Genomic DNA, 16,800 nt, shown 5'->3' on the forward strand with positions numbered 1-16,800 from the left:
GGCAAGGAAGAGACCGAAGGGCAAGATCATGAACGTCACCGTCACCTCCCTGCGGCCCGTCTGGCGTGAGGTGCTGGCCGCCTCGTACCGGGCGCTGGAGAACAGCGTCGCGGGTGTGCGGGACGGCGAATGGGACAACGCGACCCCGTGCGCGGAGTGGACGGTCACCCAGGTGATCCAGCACGCCGCGGGCGACCAGCTCGCCTACGCGAAGATGCTCGGCGTCGGAGACGGTCCGGCCTACGACCCCTTCACGCCCTCAGGAGCCGTCGACGGCACCGCGGCGGAGCTGGTGGGGGACGCCGTCGAGAGGACCGGCGCGGCGTGGGCGGCGGTGCCCGATGACAGCGAGAGCGTCCCGACGCCGCTGCCGCACGGTGAGCTGCCCACCCCGGTCGCCGCGGTGATGTGCGCGCTCGACGCCGCCGTGCACGCGTGGGACATCGCGATCGCCACGGGCAGGCCGTCCCCGCTCGACGACGAGCTCGCGGGCCACCTTCTCGCCGCCGCGCGGGAGATCGTCGAACCGCTGCGCCAGTGGGGGGCCTACGGCCCCGTGGTCGAGGCCGTAGGCGGACCCTCCGCCACCCCGGTCGTCGACGACCTGCTCCGCTACCTCGGCCGTGTCCCGCGCTGACGGTGTGGTGGCGGGATTGTCGGTGGCGAAGGCTACGGTGATCGGGTGGAACTCACCCCTCGGCAGGCGCTCGGCCTGCGGCTGTCCAGCCTGTTGCTCCGCGCGTCGTCCGGCGGCGCGGCGCGGGCGACGACCGTGGCCGAGGTGGTGACCTGGCTCGGAGCGATGCAGGCTCAAGACCTGGCCAGCGGGCTGTGGTCGTTCGGCGCGCGGCTGCCCGAGCACACCGTCACCGACGTCACCGCCGCGCTGGAGCGGCGTGAGGCGCTGCGCACGTGGCCGATGCGCGGCACCATCCACTTCGTCCCGCCCCGCGACGCCCGCTGGATGGTCGAGCTGATGGGCGTCCGGGTGCTGAACGGCGCGGCGAGGCGGCGCGAGCAACTCGGCCTCTCGGAGGAGACCGCCGTCCAGGCCATGGAGGTGCTGGGTTCGGCCCTGGCCGGGGGCGGGCGGTTGAGCCGGTCGGAGTGCCTGGCCGTGCTGGAGGACCAGGGCATCGACACCGGTGGCCAGCGTGGCTACCACCTGCTGTGGTACGCCAGCCAGCGGGGCGTGCTGTGCATCGCCCCCAACATCGGCAACGAGCAGAGCTTCGTGCTGCTCGACGAGTGGGTTCCCGACCCGCACCGGCCCGAGCGCGACGAGGCGCTGGGCACCGTCGCCCTGCGTTACTTCCGTGGCCGGGGGCCGACCACCAGGCAGGACTTCGCGGGCTGGACCGGCCTGACCGCGGCCGACGCCAAACGCGGCATCGCCGTGGCCGGTGACGCGCTGGCCAGGGTGACCGTCGACGGGGTGGAGACATATGCCGACGCCGCGCTCCTCGACACGGCCCCCACCCCGGCCGGTGACGACGAGGTGCTCGTGCTGCCGGGCTTCGACGAATACCTCCTGGGCTACAAGGACCGTTCGCTCATGGTCGCCGACGAGCACAAGGCGGCCATCATCCCCGGTAACAACGGGGTCTTCCAGGCCACCGTGGTCCGCGCAGGCCGGGTCGTGGCCACCTGGAAACGCACCCTCGTGAAGAACCAGGTGCGGGTCGCCGTCCTGCCGCTCACCCCACTCCACCGAAGCGACCGGGCGGAGGTCGAGCGGGCGTTCGAGCGGTACGCGCGGTTCGTGGAACGCACCCCCGAAGTGCGTTGGCCGTGAGTCGCCGTCACCAGCTGCACCACACATTTCCGCGATATGAGGAGATCTTGTCGTTGGCGGCGGCCCCGACGTTGTCCACCCATTCTCCCGGCCCGACGCCTATCAGGGTCCTACCGCCCCAGTTCGTGTGCTCGTAGAAACACACAGCGTCATTGGTGCGGTTCCAGATGGAACTCGTCAGGTCGTTGATGAATGCGCCGACATTGGCTTTGTCGGTTCCCGGCGTGTTGCTGTAACGGCCTCTGCCGTAGGTGTCGCCGTAAAGGCATACATAACCCTCCGGGCAGTTGTCCCAGTCCATCGCCTTGGCCTGCGCCGGTGTCGCGGTGACCACGGTGGTCATCGTGGACACCGCCATCACCGTGGCGGCCAGAACCCTTCGCTTTCTCACCCGTGTCACTCCCTTTTTTCACCCATGTCGCATGCCGTACGGAGAATCATTCTTCCGATAAGCGACCGGGATGTCGTTGACGCCTCCGGTAGTCGTTGTTGACGATTTCTGCACGGCCCGGCCCTCACGGTGAGTTCGGGCGGGGAGAAAGCCGGTCGATCTCGGCGAGCACTTCTTCCGCGTACGGCCCCGCCTGGGTTCTCAGGCCCTCCGGCCAGGTCTCCTCGGAGTAGCGGTGGCCGAGATAGAGGTTCCTGGCGTGTTCCAGGACGCGACGGTGAGACGGCGGGAGGCGGGGCAGAGCCCAGTCCGCGGCGGTGTCCTTCGGCCTGATCTCACCGGTGGTGAGCGTGCTCCAGACCCGGGCGAGGGTCAGCACGACGTTGCGGGTGTCGGTTTCCAGCTCCGCCAGCAGACCGGGCAGGCCCGCCAGGCTCGCCCTGACCAGGTCCGCGTGGGGGACGGGGTCGAGGACCCGCGCCGGTGGCGGGCCGGTCAGCGGGCGGTCACCGGCCAGGACCATGGTGACCAACAGGGCCAGGTCCGGCATCGGCTCCGGCCGGGGAACCGTACCGGCCGTGAACTCCGCACGCAGCCACTCGCCGTACAGGAAGTCGCCGGTCGGCGGGAAACGCCACGGGCGGACCTCTGACTGGACGACGACGGTGAGTTCGACCGGCCGGAGCCCGGCGGTGAAACCCGAGAGGCCGAGCAGCCCCCGCAGGAGCGCGCCACGCTCCCGGTCGTCCATGCTCCGCCGGGAGACGACGAGAACGTCGAGGTCACTGGCCGGTCTGAGGCCGCCGAGCACCGCGGAGCCGTGGAGGTAGCCGCCGACGACCCCGGAGCCCAGCACGTCGCCGACCAGACCCACGATCTCCCGAAGTTGGTTCATCCCATCAGTTTCGCGAATCCTTTTCGGACGTCGGAGCCTCTTATGGGGGACGGCCTTTTCCGGAAGGGGGTTCCAGGTGGACGGTGGTTGGGCGAGCGAGCAGCTCATCGAGGCCGCCCAGGGCGGTGACGTGGAGTCGATCGCCGCGGTGGTCTACGGCGCCCACCCGCATGTACGGCGGTTCGCCGAGCACCTGTGCGCGTCCCCGCAGGACGCCGAGGACGCGGCGCAGGAGGCGTTGATCGTCCTGTTCCGCAAGATCGGCTCGTTGCGGGCCTCGGCGGCGCTGGCGTCCTGGATGTTCAGGATCGTCAGGAACGAGTGCGTGCGCCGCGCCCGGCGGCTGCTCGACCACCACGGCGAGGAGGCCGGGACGGGTCTGGCCGCGTCCGCCGAGGAGGAGGTCCTCCGGCGGCTGGAGGCCGGCCTGCTCGCGCAGGCGATCCAGGAGCTGCCCGACGTCCAGCGCCGTGTCCTGATCATGCGGGACGTGCTGGGCTACCCGGGGCGTACGGTCGCCACCTCGCTCGGCCTGAGCACCCCGGCGATGAAGTCCCACCTGCACCGAGCCCGTACCGCCCTCCGGGCCGGCCTGAGGCCGTGACTCCTGAAGACCCCGAACGTTCGAAGGGAAGTTCCACCATGCTCGAAACCGGATCGCCCGCCCCGGAGATGGCGCTCGAAGACACCGTGGGCGACACCGTCCGCCTGTCCGACTACCGGGGCGAGCACGCCGTGCTGCTCTACTTCGTGCGCTCCACCTCGTGCCCCGTCTGCAACAGGAACGTCCAGGACCTCGTCAGGAGCGGCGACGACCTGGAGGCCGAGAACGTCCGCGTCCTCATCGCGGTCCCCGAGAGCAGGCAGCGGGCGGCCACCTGGAAGGCCAGGCAGCGTGTTCCGTTCCCCGTGCTCACCGCCCGCGGCGGCACCCCCCACGAGATGGTCGGCCTCGACAGGAGGGTCTTCGGCGCGATGCAGCGGTCGGGCAGCCTGCTCGTCGACGTCCACGGCGTCATCCGGCACGTCCACAGCGCCACCCTCCCCACCGGCGGCTACGACAGAAAGGGTGTCATGCGGGCCGTACGGTCCCTCGGGGTGTGAGGGTCGGTCGCCCGCGAGGGCGCGGTCGTTGAATCGTTGCCCGGTGACGGTCATCGCCATTGCCGGGCCGGGCATGTTCGTCAAGGGAACGGGACTATCCCAGGCCCCATATCAGGAGCATGACGGAGATCGCCAGCGCGCCGAGGCCGCCGATGATCCCCGCGATCACGGCGTTCCGGCGTTCGGCGACTCCGCGCAGGTGGGCCCGTGCGGCGAAGAGGAAGGCGACCCCTCCGGCCACGAACCACGGTCCCCACAGGTAGGTGTACCAGCGGCTGACCGACCGCAGCTCGGGATCGATGCCGACGACGTTCGTCTCGACGAGAATTCCGTTCACGACGAATCCCGCGCCATGGCAGATGAGCAGGACCCCCGCGCCCCACGCCATCAGTTGCAGGAGAAGGTTCATGCCGTGCCCCCAGGGACGACGGCGGATGAGCGCCAGGCCCAGCACCGCGCCGACGACCTTGAGCACACCCGTCACCCACAACGCCGTGATGAAGCCGGAGTCCTGCCTCGCGGCCAATTCGACCAGCTGGGGTGAGAGCGTGGTCGAGGCCCCCGCCAGGCCGATACCGAGCGCCCAGCAGAAACTCGGGACGGCGAAGGCGAATCCCCAGAAGGCGGTGGCATATCCCGGCCATCGTGCCGGATGGCCTGTTGCGTCAAGGCTCAGACTCATGACGGCGATTCTGCTTGATCCTTTGACACCGCCGGCGGCCGGGGGCCGTACCGGGTCGCCTCACTGAGGCGGGCGGCGAGGGCGTGGATGTGCCGGACGAGTTCGGGAGGGTCGTGCACCTCGAAGGGGACACCGAGCCCCGCGACCCACATGGCCAGCTCGTCCAGGGAGTTCGACCCGGTGCTGAGGACACACGTGTCGTCACCGGTCGGCTCGACCACCGCGATCGTCGGCGGCATCCGGGCGGCGATGACGTCGGCCGGGGCGTGCACCGTGAACCGGCCGCGGTAGCGGTACGGATTGACGGAGATCCGTTCCGCGACGTACTGGACGAGGTCGGTGCCGGGCGGCTCGCGGGGCGTGAAACGCGGCCCGTTCGGGGTGCGCAGCCGCAGCCGGTCGATGCGGAACGTGCGCCAGTCGCCCCGGCCGGTGTCCCACGCCACCAGATACCACCGGCGCCCCGAGTTGACCAGGCGGTACGGCTCGGCCGCACGACGGTCCTCGGTGCCGTCGTGGGAGCGGTAGTCGAATCGCAGGCTCTCCCGGGCACGGACGGCGGCGGCGATCGCGGTGAGCGTGGCCGGGTCCACGGCGGAGGCCCGGTCCGTCAGCGGGACCGTGACCGACCGCAGGTCGCCGACGCGGTTCCTCAGCCGGGCGGGAAGAACCTGTTCCAGTTTGGCCAGGGCGCGGACGGAGGTCTCCTCGATGCCCGTCACCCCGGAGACGGCGGCGGTGCCGAGCCCGATGGCGACCGCGACCGCCTCCTCGTCGTCGAGCAGCAGCGGCGGAAGCCCGGCCCCCGCCCCGAGCCGGTAGCCGGGGGCGCCCGCGGTGGCGTGCACGACGTATCCGAGGTCGCGGAGGCGTTCGACATCGCGGCGGACCGTGCGGGATGAGACGCCGAGCCGTACGGCCAGTTCGGTGCCCGACCAGTCCCTGGGGGTCTGCAACAACGAAAGCAACCGCAACAGCCGTGCCGATGTCTCCAACATGGCGTCCAGCCTAGGACCGAAGCTGTCCTAGCCGCTGCCTACGGTGAGGGACATGAACAACGACCTGCGGATCCACCCGTTCCGGATCGACATCCCGCAGACCCGGCTGGACGACCTGCGCGGTCGGCTCGCGGCGACCCGCTGGCCGGACGAACTGCCCGGTGTGGGCTGGTCGTACGGGGTTCCCGTCGCCTATGCGCGCAAGCTGGCCGACTACTGGCGCACCGGTTTCGACTGGCGTGCCGCCGAGGCGCGGCTGAACGCGTTCCCGCAGTTCACGACGGAGATCGACGGGCAGAACATCCACTTCCTGCACGCCCGCTCACCCGAACCCGACGCTCTTCCGCTGATCATCACGCACGGCTGGCCGGGCTCGGTCGCCGAGTTCATGAAGATCATCGGCCCGCTGACCGACCCGGTGTCGTACGGCGGAGCCCGGTCCGACGCCTTCCACGTCGTGGCCCCGTCCATCCCCGGCTTCGGCTTCTCCGGCCCGACCACCGAGACCGGCTGGGACCTGCGACGCGTCGCGCGGGCCTGGGCGGAGCTGATGGACCGGCTCGGCTACCGGCGCTACGGCGCGCAGGGCGGCGACAGCGGCGCGGTCATCTCGCCGATGCTGGGCCGTACCGCACCGGAGAACGTCGTCGGCGTGCACGTCAACGGCGCGCTCGGCTTCCCGACCGGCGACCCGGCCGAGTTCGTGGGCCTCACCCCTGAGGAACTCGCCCGTCTCGGCCAGTACCAGAACCAGGACCAGGCCGGTTACGCGATCATCCAGGCGACCCGGCCGCAGACCCTCGCCTTCGGGCTGCACGACTCACCCGCGGCGCAGCTGACGTGGATCGTGGAGAAGTTCAAGGAGTGGACCGACCCGGCCCACGAACTCCCCGAGGACGCGGTGGACGTCGACCAGTTGCTCACCGACGTGAGCGTCTACTGGTTCACCGGGACCGCGGCCTCGGCCGCCCGCCTCTACAAGGAGGAGCAGAAGAGCTGGGGCGCGGCGGCCGAGCACTCGGCGCTGCCCCACGGGGTGGCGGTCTTCCCAGGCGACGCGGGGGTCAGGCGGATCGCGGAACGCGAGCACAACGTCGTGCACTGGTCGGAGTTCTCCAGAGGCGGCCACTTCGCCGCCATGGAGGCCCCCGACCTTCTGACGGAGGACATCAGGACCTTCTTCCGCCCCCTGCGCTGACCCGGCCCTTCCCTTCTCAGGCAGGGAGGGAGCCTTCCAACCGCCCGAGGAGCCGCCGTCACCGTGACCGGTGTCCGGCTGCGGGGCGACGCCGGAGTGAACGTTTCCCATCGAGACGACCGGTCTCGGGTGGCCTTCCCTCTCCGGATTCGGCTCGTCCACCGCATCGCTCACCGGCCGGCCCGGCCGCGTGCCGTCAGGGTGAAAGGCCCGTTCAGGAAGGGTCGAACGGGCCGGTTCGGTGGTGGTGGCGGTCCGTACGGGCGGGGCGGCGGGCGTCGTCGCACCGGTGTTCCGGTGGTCTCCGGTGGCGTGGATCATGGACGGCCGATCCAGTAGGCTCCACGCGATGTCCGAGAGGCCCGAATCATCCCTGATCGCTGACCGTGTGCGTGCCGAGGCGCGTTCGGAGGCCAGAAGGTCGGTCGTCGCGATCGACGCGTCCTTCGACCCGGACGGGGCGGTCGGCTCCCGGCGGAACGGCGCGGAGGACCCGTCGGGCGTCCGCAACCCGAACGACCGCTGAGCGTCGATGTCCCTCCAGTTACCGCAGGCGCTGGCGGCCCCGCTCGCCTGGACCGGTGTGGCGGCGTGGCCGGAGGGGCTCGACGAGGACCTCCTGCACGCGGAGGGCACGCGGTACACGGCGATGGCCGCCCGGTTGCGGGGCTCGGTCCGCGACACCGACGCGTACGCGAGCCAGGTGTGGCGGGACAACACCGGCGACGGGGTGGACGCCTACCGCTCGTGGATGGCGGAGAACGCGCCCGCCGACCGGGCGAACCGGCTGGCCGACGCCGCCGAGCTGGTGGGCCTGGCCCTCCTGACGGCGGCCGTGGCCACGCTGCTGTGGAAGCTGGGGGTGATCGCCCAGCTCGTCGCGCTGGTGGTCGTCGCGGCCCGAGCCATGGCCTCGCCGGCGACGCTGCCCGCGGCCGTCGCCAGGACCCGCCGAGCCCTGCGCACGCTGCTGGACGACATCGTCCGCTTCCTCTCGCGCGGCGTGGTCGAACCGATGAGGCGCGCCATGGCGCTGCTGCGCACCGGCGCGGGCCGGCTGCGTGGCCGGCCCGCGGACTGGGACCCGCTCAGGGCGGCGGCCAACCGCGAGGTGAACATCTCGGCGATCCGGCCGCGTCCCGGCTTCCGAGGCTCGCCCTTCCGTAACAGCACCCGGCCGGTGTGGCGGCGGGACAGCGAACCCGTCTACCGGTCGGACACCCGGCATCCCGACGAGATCTTCTCCGAGGGCTTCCGGCCGAAGAACCCGCACAACACCGACCTGAACGGATACGTCGAGCACCTGGACCCGAGTTCACGCCAGACCGCCTACGTCAGCACCAGCTACTCCGACAGGATCCATCTCCAGTGGCACGAGTACGGTCGCCAGGGCTGGGTGTACGACATCCGAACCCCCGGCGGCACCGGTCTCCGCCTGCCGAACTCCAGCTACGACGAGGTCGTCTTCCCCGGTGGGGTCTCCCCGGAGTACGTCATGCGGGCCAGGCCGTACCAGGTGTCCCGTAAGGGCGATGTGACGGTGGGGGACTGGCTGGAGAACCCCCACGCGAAGCCTGGCTGACGGCCTCCTCGCTGAGGCTCTCCGCCCGCCGGTAGCCGGCGTCCATCCGGCCGAGCGCCTGCCCGGCGTCGCCCAGGTCGGCCACGACCGACTCCAGCGACTCGGTGATCGCGCCGAGCGTCCGGCCCAGGAGGTCGCCCAGCAGCCCGCCGACGGGCCCGGAACCGAACGCGGCCGTCGAGGACCCGAGGTCGCGCCCCTGGACGGCCAGATCTCCGCCCACGCCGCCGAGTCCGCCGGACGCCGTACGGAGGCTGGGTGAGCGGACCTCAAGGGGCTTCATCCGCGTCCTTCGATCCGGCGGGCCAGCTCGCCGATCTCCTCCACGAAGAGGTTCATCCTCCGCATCGACTCCTCCTGGACGGTGCCCAGCGTCTCCGTCAGCCCCGTCACGTCCACCGCCCCGTGACGGGCGTCGAGGTTCGAGCGCAGGTCGTTGAGCGCGGCGTTGACGGCGTGCACGACCTGGTCGCACAGCTCCTGCAGGCCCATCCGCATGACCCGGGGGTCGGCCCTCAGCGAGCTGAGCAGGCCGTCCGGCGAGACCTCGGCGACGATCCGCCCGTCCGCGGCCGTTCCCCTCCCACCCGGGGGCTCGTCCTCGGACGGCGGCCGGTCGGCCGCGTCGAGCGCCCGGCGGGCCTCCTCCAGGAACCGGTCGAAGTCCTCGAAACCCGCTGTCATGAACCATCACCATAAGGACGGCGCCCTACGGCAAGCCGTCGCCCGGATGAACGACCTCCAACGTGCCGCTTACCGGCCCGCTGCCGCCGAGGGCTTCTTGGACGACGCTCTCCCGTTGTCGCACCGGCCACCGCGCGTCCTGGTCCGCGCCGTACGGCGTCAGCGGAAGGAACGGCGGTAGGCGGCCGGGGTGGTTCGCAGGGCGGTGTGGAAACGACGGCGGAGGTTGACCGCCGAGGAGAGGCCGACGCGGGTGGCGATGGTCTCGACGGGCAGGTCGGTCTCCTCAAGCAGGGCGCGGGTTGCGGCCAGGCGGCGTTCCAGCAGCCAGCGGGCCGGGGGGACGCCGAGCTGGTCGGCGAACTGCCGGGTGAGGGTCCGGGGGGAGACGCCCGAGTAGGCGGCCATGTCCTCGACGGTGATCGGGTCGTGCAGGCGCGAGAGCAGCCATTCGAGCAGGGGCGCCAGGGGAGCCGGCATGGGGCCGGTGGTCGGCAGGGGAGGGTACTGCCGCTGGCAGCCCTCGCGGTGCGGACCGGCGGCGAGCTGACGGCCGATGCGCATGGCGTGGGCGGCGCCGTACTCCTGGAGGACCTGGTGGAGACAGAGGTCGAGGGTGGCGGCCGAGGCTCCGGCGGTGGCGACGTCGCCGTGGTCGACGTAGATGATGGTGTCGTCGAGGATGATGCGGGGGTGGCGGGCGGCGAGTTCGCGGGAGAGTTCCCAGTGGACGGAGGCCCGGCGGCCGTCCAGGAGCCCCAGGGTGGCGGGGACGAAGATCCCGGAGCCGACGGCGACGATGCGGGCGCCTCGTGCGTGGGCCTGGGACACCGCGCCGAGTACGGCGGGCGAGGGGGTGAGAGCCCAGCTCCAGCCCGCGATGATCACGGTCTTGGCGTCGTCGACGGCCTCCAGCCCGCTGTCGACCTGGATGGGGACGCCGAGGGTGGTGGGCAGGGAGCCGGGGTGCTCGGCGCACAGGCTGAAGCTGTAGTGCTGGGGGATCGCCGAGCCGTGGTAGCCGAAGACGGCCGAGGCGGAGGTGACCGGGTAGAGCTCCTGCTTCGGAGCGACCAGGGCGACCACACGATGCGGGCTGAGAGAGGCCGGGGGTGGTTCCGGGCAGTCCAGGGACATGGCTCAAATGTACCCAATGATGTCATTCAGGACACCGGCGCCCTGGGTTGGAGAAACTCAGAATGAGGATTTATGTGGACGAGGAACTTCAGCCTCTACTTCGGAGCCCGTACGATCTCACTGCTCGGCGACGCGATGATGCCCGTCGCCTCGGCGCTGGCGGTCGGAGAAGTCTACGGGATCGCGGGTGTCGGCTACACGCTCGCGATCTGGACCACGTCAGCCGTGCTGGTCATGCTGTTCGGCGGGGTCTTCGCCGACCGGATCGGCGCCCGGCGCCTGATGATCGGCGCGGACGCGCTCAGGGTCGTCACCCAGGGATGCGTGGCCGTCGCCTTCCTGGACGGCGCCCCGCCGCTCGCCCTGCTGCTGACGATGGCGTTCTTCTCGGGCATCGGCGCCGGGACGTTCGAACCGTGCATCAACGGCATGGTCCCCCTGGTCGCGAAGGACCCGCAACGGGCCAACGCGACACTGAAGATCGCCGAGGCGATCACCCAGCTGGCGGGTCCCGCGCTGGCCGGAGTCCTCATCGTCGCCACCGGCCCGGTCTTCGTCTACACGGTCGACGCCGCGACCTTCCTCGTCAGCGGGGTGGCCCTGCTGATGATCCGGGTCACCGTACCCAAGCCGGGCCCCTCCAACGTGCTGGGCGACCTGCGCAGGGGCTGGGAGGAGTTCAGGGCCATGAACTGGATGTGGTCGACCATCCTGGTCTGGGTCTTCTGGGGCGTCCTGGTGATCGGGCCGTACGTGCCGCTGTCGTCGCAGGTCATCGGGGCCGACTACGGCTGGGTGATGGCGGCGCTCGGCCTCGGCACCGTACTGGGCGGGCTGGTGGCGATCAGGCTCAGACCGGCCAAGCCGCTGGCCGCCGGGGCGACGGCACTGAGCGGCTACATGGCCGCGCCCCTGTCGGTCGCGCTCGGACTGCCGCTGCCGATGCTGATGGCCGGGCACCTGATCGGCGGGGTCGCGATGGCGTTCTGGTCGGTGATGTGGTCGACCAGCGTCCAGACGAAGGTCGCACCGGACGTGATGAACCGGGTCAACGCCTACCAGGTGGCCGGGTCGGTCTCGGGCATGGCGGTCGGGCAGGCGATCGCCGGTCCGGTCACCACGCTGATCGAACCGCGCACCTTCATCATGGGGTCCGCCCTGGTGACGCTGGGCGTGGCGGCGGCGCTCCTGCTGATCAGGCCGATCAGGCAGCTCGGCCGGGCCCCCGAGGAGACCGGCGGCCCGTCGATCGTGGCCCCGGCCGAGTCGCTGACGTAGCCGGTGCCCGGGAGGGCCGGGCCATCGTGGTACGCGGGGGCGCCCACGGTGGTCCGCAGTGGTCCGCAGTGGTCCGCGGTGGCCCACTGTGGTTCACAGCGGTCCACGGTGGCCCGGGGTACGGCCCGCTGTTCGGCCGGAACCCGGCGAAGACGTTGTCGCCGATCAGAAATCGAACGTTCCAATTTTCACGTGGCCTATGAAGGCGTCCCATCCGGAGACACCGAAGGCCAGGGCCGGGCCGGAGGGATCTTTGCTGTCGCGGACGGCCACCAGGCCGGGGAGGTTCACGGCGACCTCGACACAGTCGTCGTGGGTGCCGCTGAGACTGCTCTTGTGGAACTCGGCGCCGGTCAGATCGGGAATCATGGGGGCTCCTTGCCTTAGGGCGGGCGGTCTGGTCCTCACTCTGCGAGGTGGTCCCAACACGCGCAAGACCTCCATGTCGTATGGGCATACCGGGGCTCATGGAAGGGCGGGGCCGGACATACAAGTCGATCATGCGCTTCCGGGAGTAACAAGGGTCACCCACTGAGCCGCGTCGATAAGGTTGGGGCACCGACCGCTCGACCCCGAAAGGCCAAGATCAACCGTGGCTGATTCGTTCGTGCACCTGCATGTTCACACTGAGTACTCCATGCTGGACGGCGCGGCGAAGATCGGGAAGATGGCCGATCGGGTCAGTCAGCTCGGCATGCCCGCCATCGCGATGAGCGACCACGGCAACCTGTTCGGCAGCTACGAGTTCAACAAGAAGGTCACCGGCGCCGGGATCAAGCCGATCATCGGGATCGAGGGCTACGTGAGCCCCGAGTCCCGCTTCCACAAGAAGCCCGTCTTCTGGGGAGAGCCGCACCAGCGCAAGTTCGACGAACAGCGCGGGGTCGGCGGTGACGTGTCGGCGTCAGGCACCTACCTGCACAAGACGATGTGGGCCTACAACGCCCAGGGCCTGAAGAACCTCTTCAAGATCTCTTCGCTGGCCTCGCTCGAAGGCCACATGAAGAAGTACCCCCGCATGGACGACGAGCTGTTCGACCAGTACCACGAGGGGATCATCGCGACGACCGGCTGCCCGTCCGGCGCGGTCCAGACACGGCTGCGGCTGGGCCAGTTCGACAAGGCGCTGGAGCACGCGGCGAAGTACCAGGAGATCTTCGGCAAGGAGAACTACTTCCTGGAGCTGATGGACCACGGGAAGATCCTCATCGAGACCTGCGTCCGCGACCAGCTTCTGGAGATCGGCAGGATACTCAACATCCCGCCGCTGGTCACCAACGACTCCCACTACGTCACCGAGGACCAGGCGACCGCCCACGACGCGCTGCTGTGCGTCGGCACCAACTCCCAGATCGACGCGCCCGACCGTTTCCGCTTCTCCGGAGCCGGTTACTACATCCGCTCCGCCGAGGAGATGCGCGGTCTCGACCACGACGAGCTGTGGAGGCAGGGCTGCGACAACACCCTGCTGATCGCCGAACGGGTCGAGTCCTACGAAGAGGTGTTCGCCCACCGGGACCTCGCCGCCAAGTTCCCCGTCCCCGAAGGGGAGACGGAGATGAGCTGGCTGCGCAAGGAGTGCGCCCGCGGCGCCGTGCGCCGGTTCGGGGACCCGGTCCCCGCCGAGGTCCTCGAACGCATCGAGTACGAGCTCGGCGTGATCGAGACGATGGGCTTCCCCGGCTACTTCCTCGTCGTCGCCGACATCTGCCAGTACGCCCGCGACAACGGCATCTGGGTCGGCCCCGGACGAGGTTCGGCCACCGGGTCGATGGTCGCCTACGTCACCGGCATCACCGAACTCGACCCCATCGAGCACCAGCTGCTGTTCGAGCGGTTCCTCAACCCCGAACGAATCTCGATGCCCGACGTCGACCTGGACTTCGACGAGCGTCGGCGCGGTGACATGATCCGCTATGTCACGGAGCGGTACGGCGAGGACAACGTCTCGCTGATCATCACCTACATGACGATCAAGTCGAAGGCGGCCGTGAAGGACGCGGGGCGCGTCCTGGGCTACCCCTTCGCCGTCGGCGAGAAGATCACCAAGGCGTTCCCGCCCGCCGTCATGGGCAAGGAGATCCCGCTCAGCGGCATCTTCGACAAGGACCACCCTCGATACGCCGAGGCCAGCGAACTCCGCAAGCTGTACGAGGAGGACGCCGACGTCAAGAAGGTCATCGAGACCGCGCTCGGCCTTGAGGGGCTGACCCGGGGCACCGGTGTCCACGCCGCCGGCGTCATCCTGTCGTCCCAGCCGCTGGTCGACGTCATGCCGATCTTCATGCGGCAGGACGACGGCGCCCGTATCACCGGCTTCGACGGGCCGTCCAGCGAGAGCATGGGCGCGCTCAAGATGGACTTCCTGGGCCTGCGCAACCTCACCGTGCTCGGGGACGCGGTCGAGAACATCAAGGCCAACCGCGGTATCGAACTCGACATGCTCAAGGTGCCGCTGGACGACAAGAAGGCCTACGAGCTGCTGGCCGCCGGGTGGACGCTGGGCGTGTTCCAGCTCGACTCGTCCATGATGCGCGACCTCACCAAGCTGATCGCCCCCACGGAGTTCGAGGACGTCTCGTCGATCCTCGCGCTGGGACGTCCCGGACCCATGGGCGCGAACGCGCACGTCAACTACGCGCTGCGCAAGGCGGGGACGCAGAAGGTCGAGCCGATCCACCCCGACCTCAAGGACGCCCTGGAGCCGATCCTCGGCAACACCTACCACCTGGTGGTCTACCAGGAGCAGGTCATGGCCATCGCCCAGCAGCTCGCCGGCTACACCCTCGGCGGCGCCGACATCCTCCGGCGCGCGATGGGCAAGAAGAAGAAGGAGGAGATGGACAAACAGTGGGCCACGTTCTCCTCCGGCATGATCAGTAAGGGTTTCACCGAGGAACACGCCAAGGCCGTCTGGGACGTCCTCGAACCCTTCAGCTCCTACGGCTTCAACAAGTCCCACACCGCCGGGTACGGACTCGTCTCCTACTGGACCGCCTACCTGAAGGCCAACTACCCCGCCGAGTACATGGCGGCGCTCCTGACCTCGGTCGGCACGAACAAGGACCGCATGGCCATCTACCTGGCCGAATGCCGCCGGATGAAGGTCAGGGTCCTGCCGCCGTCGGTCAACGAGTCCAACCTCCGGTTCTCCGCCGTCGGCGAGGACGTCCGGTTCGGCCTCGGCGCGATCCAGAACGTCGGCGACGGCCCCATCCAGGGGATCATCTCGGCCCGCAAGGAGCACGGGAAGTACACCGACTTCAATGACTTCCTGACCAAGGTCCCCGTCCAGGTCTGCAACAAGCGCACGATCGAATCACTGATCAAGGCCGGAGCCTTCGACGACCTCGACCACCCGCGATTCGGGCTCGTCATGGTGCACGAACAGGCCATCGACTCCGTCATCGACGTCAAGAAGAAGGAGGCGATGGGACAGGACTCCCTGTTCGGCGCCTTCGAGGACTCCGGTGACGGTGACGCGGCCTTCGCCGTCGTCGTCCCGCCGAACGAGTGGGACAAGAAGACCAAGCTCGCCTTCGAGCGCGAAATGCTCGGCCTCTACGTCTCCGACCACCCTCTCAACGGCGCGGAACGCGTTCTGGAGAAGAACCGCACCCACTCGATCGCGCAGGTCCTCAACGGCGACGCCGACCGGGAACGCGGTGAGATCAAGATCTCCGGCATCATCTCCGGCGTCGAGAAGAAGGTCACCAAGCAGGGCAACGTCTGGGCCATCCTCAAGATCGAGGATCACGACGGCAGCCTTGAGGTCCCCTGTTTCCCGACCACCTACCAGCTCTACGGCGACAACCTCGCCCCCGACCTCGTCGTCGCGTGCACCGGCAAGATCCGCATCCGGGAGAACGGCGAGGACGCCAGCGTCAGCTTCAACGCCGTCGCCTTCGAGTTCCTCGACATCTCCAAGGTCCCCCAGCCCGGCGACAAGGACCCGATCGTCATCTCCCTCCAGGAGAGCAAGATCGACCGGAAGCTCGTCGACGAGCTGAAGCAGATGTTCCGGACCCACAAGGGCGACACCCCGGTCCAGTTCATGGTCGAACGTCTCAACCGGCGCAAGGTCCTCGTCGGCCTCGCCCCGGAGTACAAGGTCAACCTCGCCAACGGCGCCTTCGCCGGAGACCTCAAGGTCCTCCTGGGCCCCAACGCTCTGGCCGACTACTGACCCTTGACCGGCCTGGCCTCCTCGGTTCGCTGGGGAGGCCGTACGGCCTGCGCGCTTCGGCGACGGCGTCCCATCCGGCAGGCCGGCCGTGACGGCATTCTCACCGCCGCACATATGCCTCGATGCCGTCGAGAATCCTCGCGAGACCGAACTCGAAGCCGTCGAGCGGGGGTTCGTCGGAGAGGAACATCGGGTCCTCCATCGCGTCCGCGACGGCGTTCAGGTTGTGGGAGCGGAGCTGGCCGTCCAGGAAGACGCGGACCGCGCGCACCGCCCGTTGCTGGTCGGGATTCGCCCGGCGCAACGCGGCCGGTGTCGGGGTGTTGCGCCGCAGGTTGGCACCGTACCGGGCGTGGCTGTCGAGGAGATACGCGCAGTTCAGCGTCTGCTGCGCCGCCATGCCGGTCGATCCGAGCACGGTGATCAGCGCGTTCAGCCAGGCCGCGTTGTGCGGGGTCAGGGAGACGGTCGTCGGCACGTCCAGCAGCCATGGGCGGGAGATGAAGCGTTCGAACAGCCGACGTGACCACAGCGCCGCCGCCTCCCGCCAGTCGCCGTCCGGCAGCGCGGGCGGGTCGCCCCAGGCGCGGTCGGCCAGGAGCACGATGAGCTCCTCCTTGGAGCTGACGTAGCGGTACAGGGCGTTGGTGGTCACGCCGATCCGGGCGGCCACCTTCGGCAGCGAGGCGGCGGCGATGCCCTCCTCGTCGGCCAGCTCCGTCGCCACCGCGATGATCTTCTCGACGCTGTGCGCCGGTTTGGGGCCGCGCCGCCCCCCGGTGTCGACCACGCCCCAGGCCGCGGCCAGACCCGGCGGCAGCGCCTCAAGGTCGGCGGGTACGGGGTCGTGACTCTTGCGTGGGGTCATGG

18 protein-coding genes are annotated in these 16,800 nt (G+C 69.6%); 9 read left to right on the forward strand and 9 right to left on the reverse strand.

The window, feature by feature from the left end:
- Window positions 1-28: 28 nt before the first annotated feature.
- Both ABZ463_RS29070 and ABZ463_RS29075 read left to right on the forward strand, forming a co-directional pair.
- Window positions 29-637, forward strand: coding sequence for a TIGR03086 family metal-binding protein (locus ABZ463_RS29070; RefSeq protein WP_362780920.1), 609 nt, complete (start codon window positions 29-31; stop codon window positions 635-637).
- Between the two features lie 45 nt (window positions 638-682).
- Entirely contained in the window at window positions 683-1,795 is a 1,113-nt protein-coding gene (locus tag ABZ463_RS29075; RefSeq protein WP_362780922.1) for a winged helix DNA-binding domain-containing protein, read from the forward strand.
- Window positions 1,796-1,802: 7 nt separating this feature from the next.
- Here the strand turns inward: ABZ463_RS29075 and ABZ463_RS29080 are convergent, their stop codons facing one another.
- Complete coding sequence (locus tag ABZ463_RS29080) at window positions 1,803-2,186, reverse strand: peptidase inhibitor family I36 protein (RefSeq protein WP_352014775.1); 384 nt, start codon at window positions 2,184-2,186, stop codon at window positions 1,803-1,805.
- A 124-nt stretch (window positions 2,187-2,310) separates the two neighbouring features.
- A complete protein-coding gene (locus ABZ463_RS29085; protein ID WP_362780925.1) occupies window positions 2,311-3,081 on the reverse strand; it encodes an aminoglycoside adenylyltransferase family protein in 771 nt (256 codons plus the stop codon).
- Between the two features lie 76 nt (window positions 3,082-3,157).
- Here ABZ463_RS29085 and ABZ463_RS29090 point away from each other — a divergent pair, with 76 nt between their 5' ends.
- Together ABZ463_RS29090 and ABZ463_RS29095 are read left to right on the forward strand one after the other, a co-directional pair.
- On the forward strand, window positions 3,158-3,685 hold the full coding sequence (locus ABZ463_RS29090) for an RNA polymerase sigma factor (protein ID WP_362780927.1): 528 nt from the start codon (window positions 3,158-3,160) through the stop codon (window positions 3,683-3,685).
- A gap of 38 nt (window positions 3,686-3,723) precedes the next feature.
- A complete protein-coding gene (locus ABZ463_RS29095; RefSeq protein ID WP_362780930.1) occupies window positions 3,724-4,185 on the forward strand; it encodes a peroxiredoxin family protein in 462 nt (153 codons plus the stop codon).
- Between the two features lie 94 nt (window positions 4,186-4,279).
- Here the strand turns inward: ABZ463_RS29095 and ABZ463_RS29100 are convergent, their stop codons facing one another.
- Together ABZ463_RS29100 and ABZ463_RS29105 are read right to left on the reverse strand one after the other, a co-directional pair.
- Entirely contained in the window at window positions 4,280-4,867 is a 588-nt protein-coding gene (locus ABZ463_RS29100; RefSeq protein ID WP_362780932.1) for a DUF3995 domain-containing protein, read from the reverse strand.
- Window positions 4,864-5,865: a WYL domain-containing protein gene (locus tag ABZ463_RS29105; RefSeq protein ID WP_362780934.1), complete on the reverse strand. Its 1,002-nt coding sequence runs from the start codon at window positions 5,863-5,865 to the stop codon at window positions 4,864-4,866. The genes ABZ463_RS29100 and ABZ463_RS29105 overlap by 4 nt, the downstream gene beginning before the upstream one ends.
- A 52-nt stretch (window positions 5,866-5,917) precedes the next feature.
- On the opposite strand from ABZ463_RS29105, the gene ABZ463_RS29110 reads away from it, so the two are divergent.
- The 3 genes from ABZ463_RS29110 (at window position 5,918) to ABZ463_RS29120 (ending at window position 8,645) form a co-directional block, all read left to right on the forward strand.
- Complete coding sequence (locus ABZ463_RS29110; RefSeq protein WP_362780936.1) at window positions 5,918-7,063, forward strand: epoxide hydrolase family protein; 1,146 nt, start codon at window positions 5,918-5,920, stop codon at window positions 7,061-7,063.
- 349 nt (window positions 7,064-7,412) lie between these two features.
- On the forward strand, window positions 7,413-7,589 hold the full coding sequence (locus ABZ463_RS29115; RefSeq protein WP_362780938.1) for a hypothetical protein: 177 nt from the start codon (window positions 7,413-7,415) through the stop codon (window positions 7,587-7,589).
- Window positions 7,590-7,595: 6 nt separating this feature from the next.
- The gene (locus ABZ463_RS29120; protein WP_362780940.1) at window positions 7,596-8,645 is read left to right on the forward strand and encodes a hypothetical protein; all 1,050 of its coding nucleotides are present in this window, start codon (window positions 7,596-7,598) and stop codon (window positions 8,643-8,645) included.
- Here the strand turns inward: ABZ463_RS29120 and ABZ463_RS29125 are convergent.
- The 3 genes from ABZ463_RS29125 to ABZ463_RS29135 all read right to left on the reverse strand — a co-directional run bounded on the left by ABZ463_RS29125 (window position 8,557) and on the right by ABZ463_RS29135 (window position 10,466).
- A complete protein-coding gene (locus ABZ463_RS29125; RefSeq protein WP_352014766.1) occupies window positions 8,557-8,928 on the reverse strand; it encodes a hypothetical protein in 372 nt (123 codons plus the stop codon). The two genes, ABZ463_RS29120 and ABZ463_RS29125, sit on opposite strands and share 89 nt — an antisense overlap.
- Entirely contained in the window at window positions 8,925-9,329 is a 405-nt protein-coding gene (locus ABZ463_RS29130; RefSeq protein WP_362780942.1) for a YbaB/EbfC family DNA-binding protein, read from the reverse strand. The genes ABZ463_RS29125 and ABZ463_RS29130 overlap by 4 nt, the downstream gene beginning before the upstream one ends.
- Window positions 9,330-9,488: 159 nt before the next feature.
- Window positions 9,489-10,466, reverse strand: coding sequence for a helix-turn-helix domain-containing protein (locus ABZ463_RS29135; protein WP_352014764.1), 978 nt, complete (start codon window positions 10,464-10,466; stop codon window positions 9,489-9,491).
- 72 nt (window positions 10,467-10,538) lie between these two features.
- Between ABZ463_RS29135 and ABZ463_RS29140 the strand changes: the two genes are divergently transcribed.
- Window positions 10,539-11,744, forward strand: a complete 1,206-nt coding sequence (locus ABZ463_RS29140; RefSeq protein WP_362780944.1) for an MFS transporter — start codon at window positions 10,539-10,541, stop codon at window positions 11,742-11,744.
- Between the two features lie 165 nt (window positions 11,745-11,909).
- Here ABZ463_RS29140 and ABZ463_RS29145 read toward each other — a convergent pair whose 3' ends face one another.
- Window positions 11,910-12,113: a DUF397 domain-containing protein gene (locus ABZ463_RS29145; RefSeq protein WP_352014762.1), complete on the reverse strand. Its 204-nt coding sequence runs from the start codon at window positions 12,111-12,113 to the stop codon at window positions 11,910-11,912.
- A gap of 223 nt (window positions 12,114-12,336) precedes the next feature.
- Here ABZ463_RS29145 and dnaE point away from each other — a divergent pair, with 223 nt between their 5' ends.
- Window positions 12,337-15,930 (forward strand): DNA polymerase III subunit alpha, encoded by a 3,594-nt coding sequence (gene dnaE, locus ABZ463_RS29150; RefSeq protein WP_352014761.1) that lies wholly within the window; start codon window positions 12,337-12,339, stop codon window positions 15,928-15,930.
- A 100-nt stretch (window positions 15,931-16,030) separates the two neighbouring features.
- On the opposite strand, the gene ABZ463_RS29155 is transcribed toward dnaE, so the two are convergent.
- Window positions 16,031-16,798 (reverse strand): TetR/AcrR family transcriptional regulator, encoded by a 768-nt coding sequence (locus ABZ463_RS29155; RefSeq protein WP_362780948.1) that lies wholly within the window; start codon window positions 16,796-16,798, stop codon window positions 16,031-16,033.
- Between the last annotated feature and the right edge of the window lie 2 nt (window positions 16,799-16,800).

The organism is Streptosporangium sp. NPDC020145, from assembly GCF_040631275.1.
In the GTDB taxonomy this organism is placed as follows: domain Bacteria; phylum Actinomycetota; class Actinomycetes; order Streptosporangiales; family Streptosporangiaceae; genus Streptosporangium.

Excerpts from the sequence above, each read along its gene's own strand:
- ABZ463_RS29120 (WP_362780940.1), top strand. The coding sequence starts at position 7,596 with ATGTCCCTCCAGTTACCGCAGGCGCTGGCGGCCCCGCTCGCCTGGACC.
- ABZ463_RS29070 (WP_362780920.1), top strand. The coding sequence starts at position 29 with ATGAACGTCACCGTCACCTCCCTGCGGCCCGTCTGGCGTGAGGTGCTG.
- ABZ463_RS29095 (WP_362780930.1), top strand. The coding sequence starts at position 3,724 with ATGCTCGAAACCGGATCGCCCGCCCCGGAGATGGCGCTCGAAGACACC.
- ABZ463_RS29085 (WP_362780925.1), bottom strand. The coding sequence starts at position 3,081 with ATGAACCAACTTCGGGAGATCGTGGGTCTGGTCGGCGACGTGCTGGGC.
- ABZ463_RS29135 (WP_352014764.1), bottom strand. The coding sequence starts at position 10,466 with ATGTCCCTGGACTGCCCGGAACCACCCCCGGCCTCTCTCAGCCCGCAT.
- ABZ463_RS29110 (WP_362780936.1), top strand. The coding sequence starts at position 5,918 with ATGAACAACGACCTGCGGATCCACCCGTTCCGGATCGACATCCCGCAG.
- ABZ463_RS29145 (WP_352014762.1), bottom strand. The coding sequence starts at position 12,113 with ATGATTCCCGATCTGACCGGCGCCGAGTTCCACAAGAGCAGTCTCAGC.
- ABZ463_RS29115 (WP_362780938.1), top strand. The coding sequence starts at position 7,413 with ATGTCCGAGAGGCCCGAATCATCCCTGATCGCTGACCGTGTGCGTGCC.
- ABZ463_RS29100 (WP_362780932.1), bottom strand. The coding sequence starts at position 4,867 with ATGAGTCTGAGCCTTGACGCAACAGGCCATCCGGCACGATGGCCGGGA.
- ABZ463_RS29155 (WP_362780948.1), bottom strand. The coding sequence starts at position 16,798 with ATGACCCCACGCAAGAGTCACGACCCCGTACCCGCCGACCTTGAGGCG.
- ABZ463_RS29140 (WP_362780944.1), top strand. The coding sequence starts at position 10,539 with ATGTGGACGAGGAACTTCAGCCTCTACTTCGGAGCCCGTACGATCTCA.
- ABZ463_RS29105 (WP_362780934.1), bottom strand. The coding sequence starts at position 5,865 with ATGTTGGAGACATCGGCACGGCTGTTGCGGTTGCTTTCGTTGTTGCAG.
- ABZ463_RS29125 (WP_352014766.1), bottom strand. The coding sequence starts at position 8,928 with ATGAAGCCCCTTGAGGTCCGCTCACCCAGCCTCCGTACGGCGTCCGGC.
- ABZ463_RS29130 (WP_362780942.1), bottom strand. The coding sequence starts at position 9,329 with ATGACAGCGGGTTTCGAGGACTTCGACCGGTTCCTGGAGGAGGCCCGC.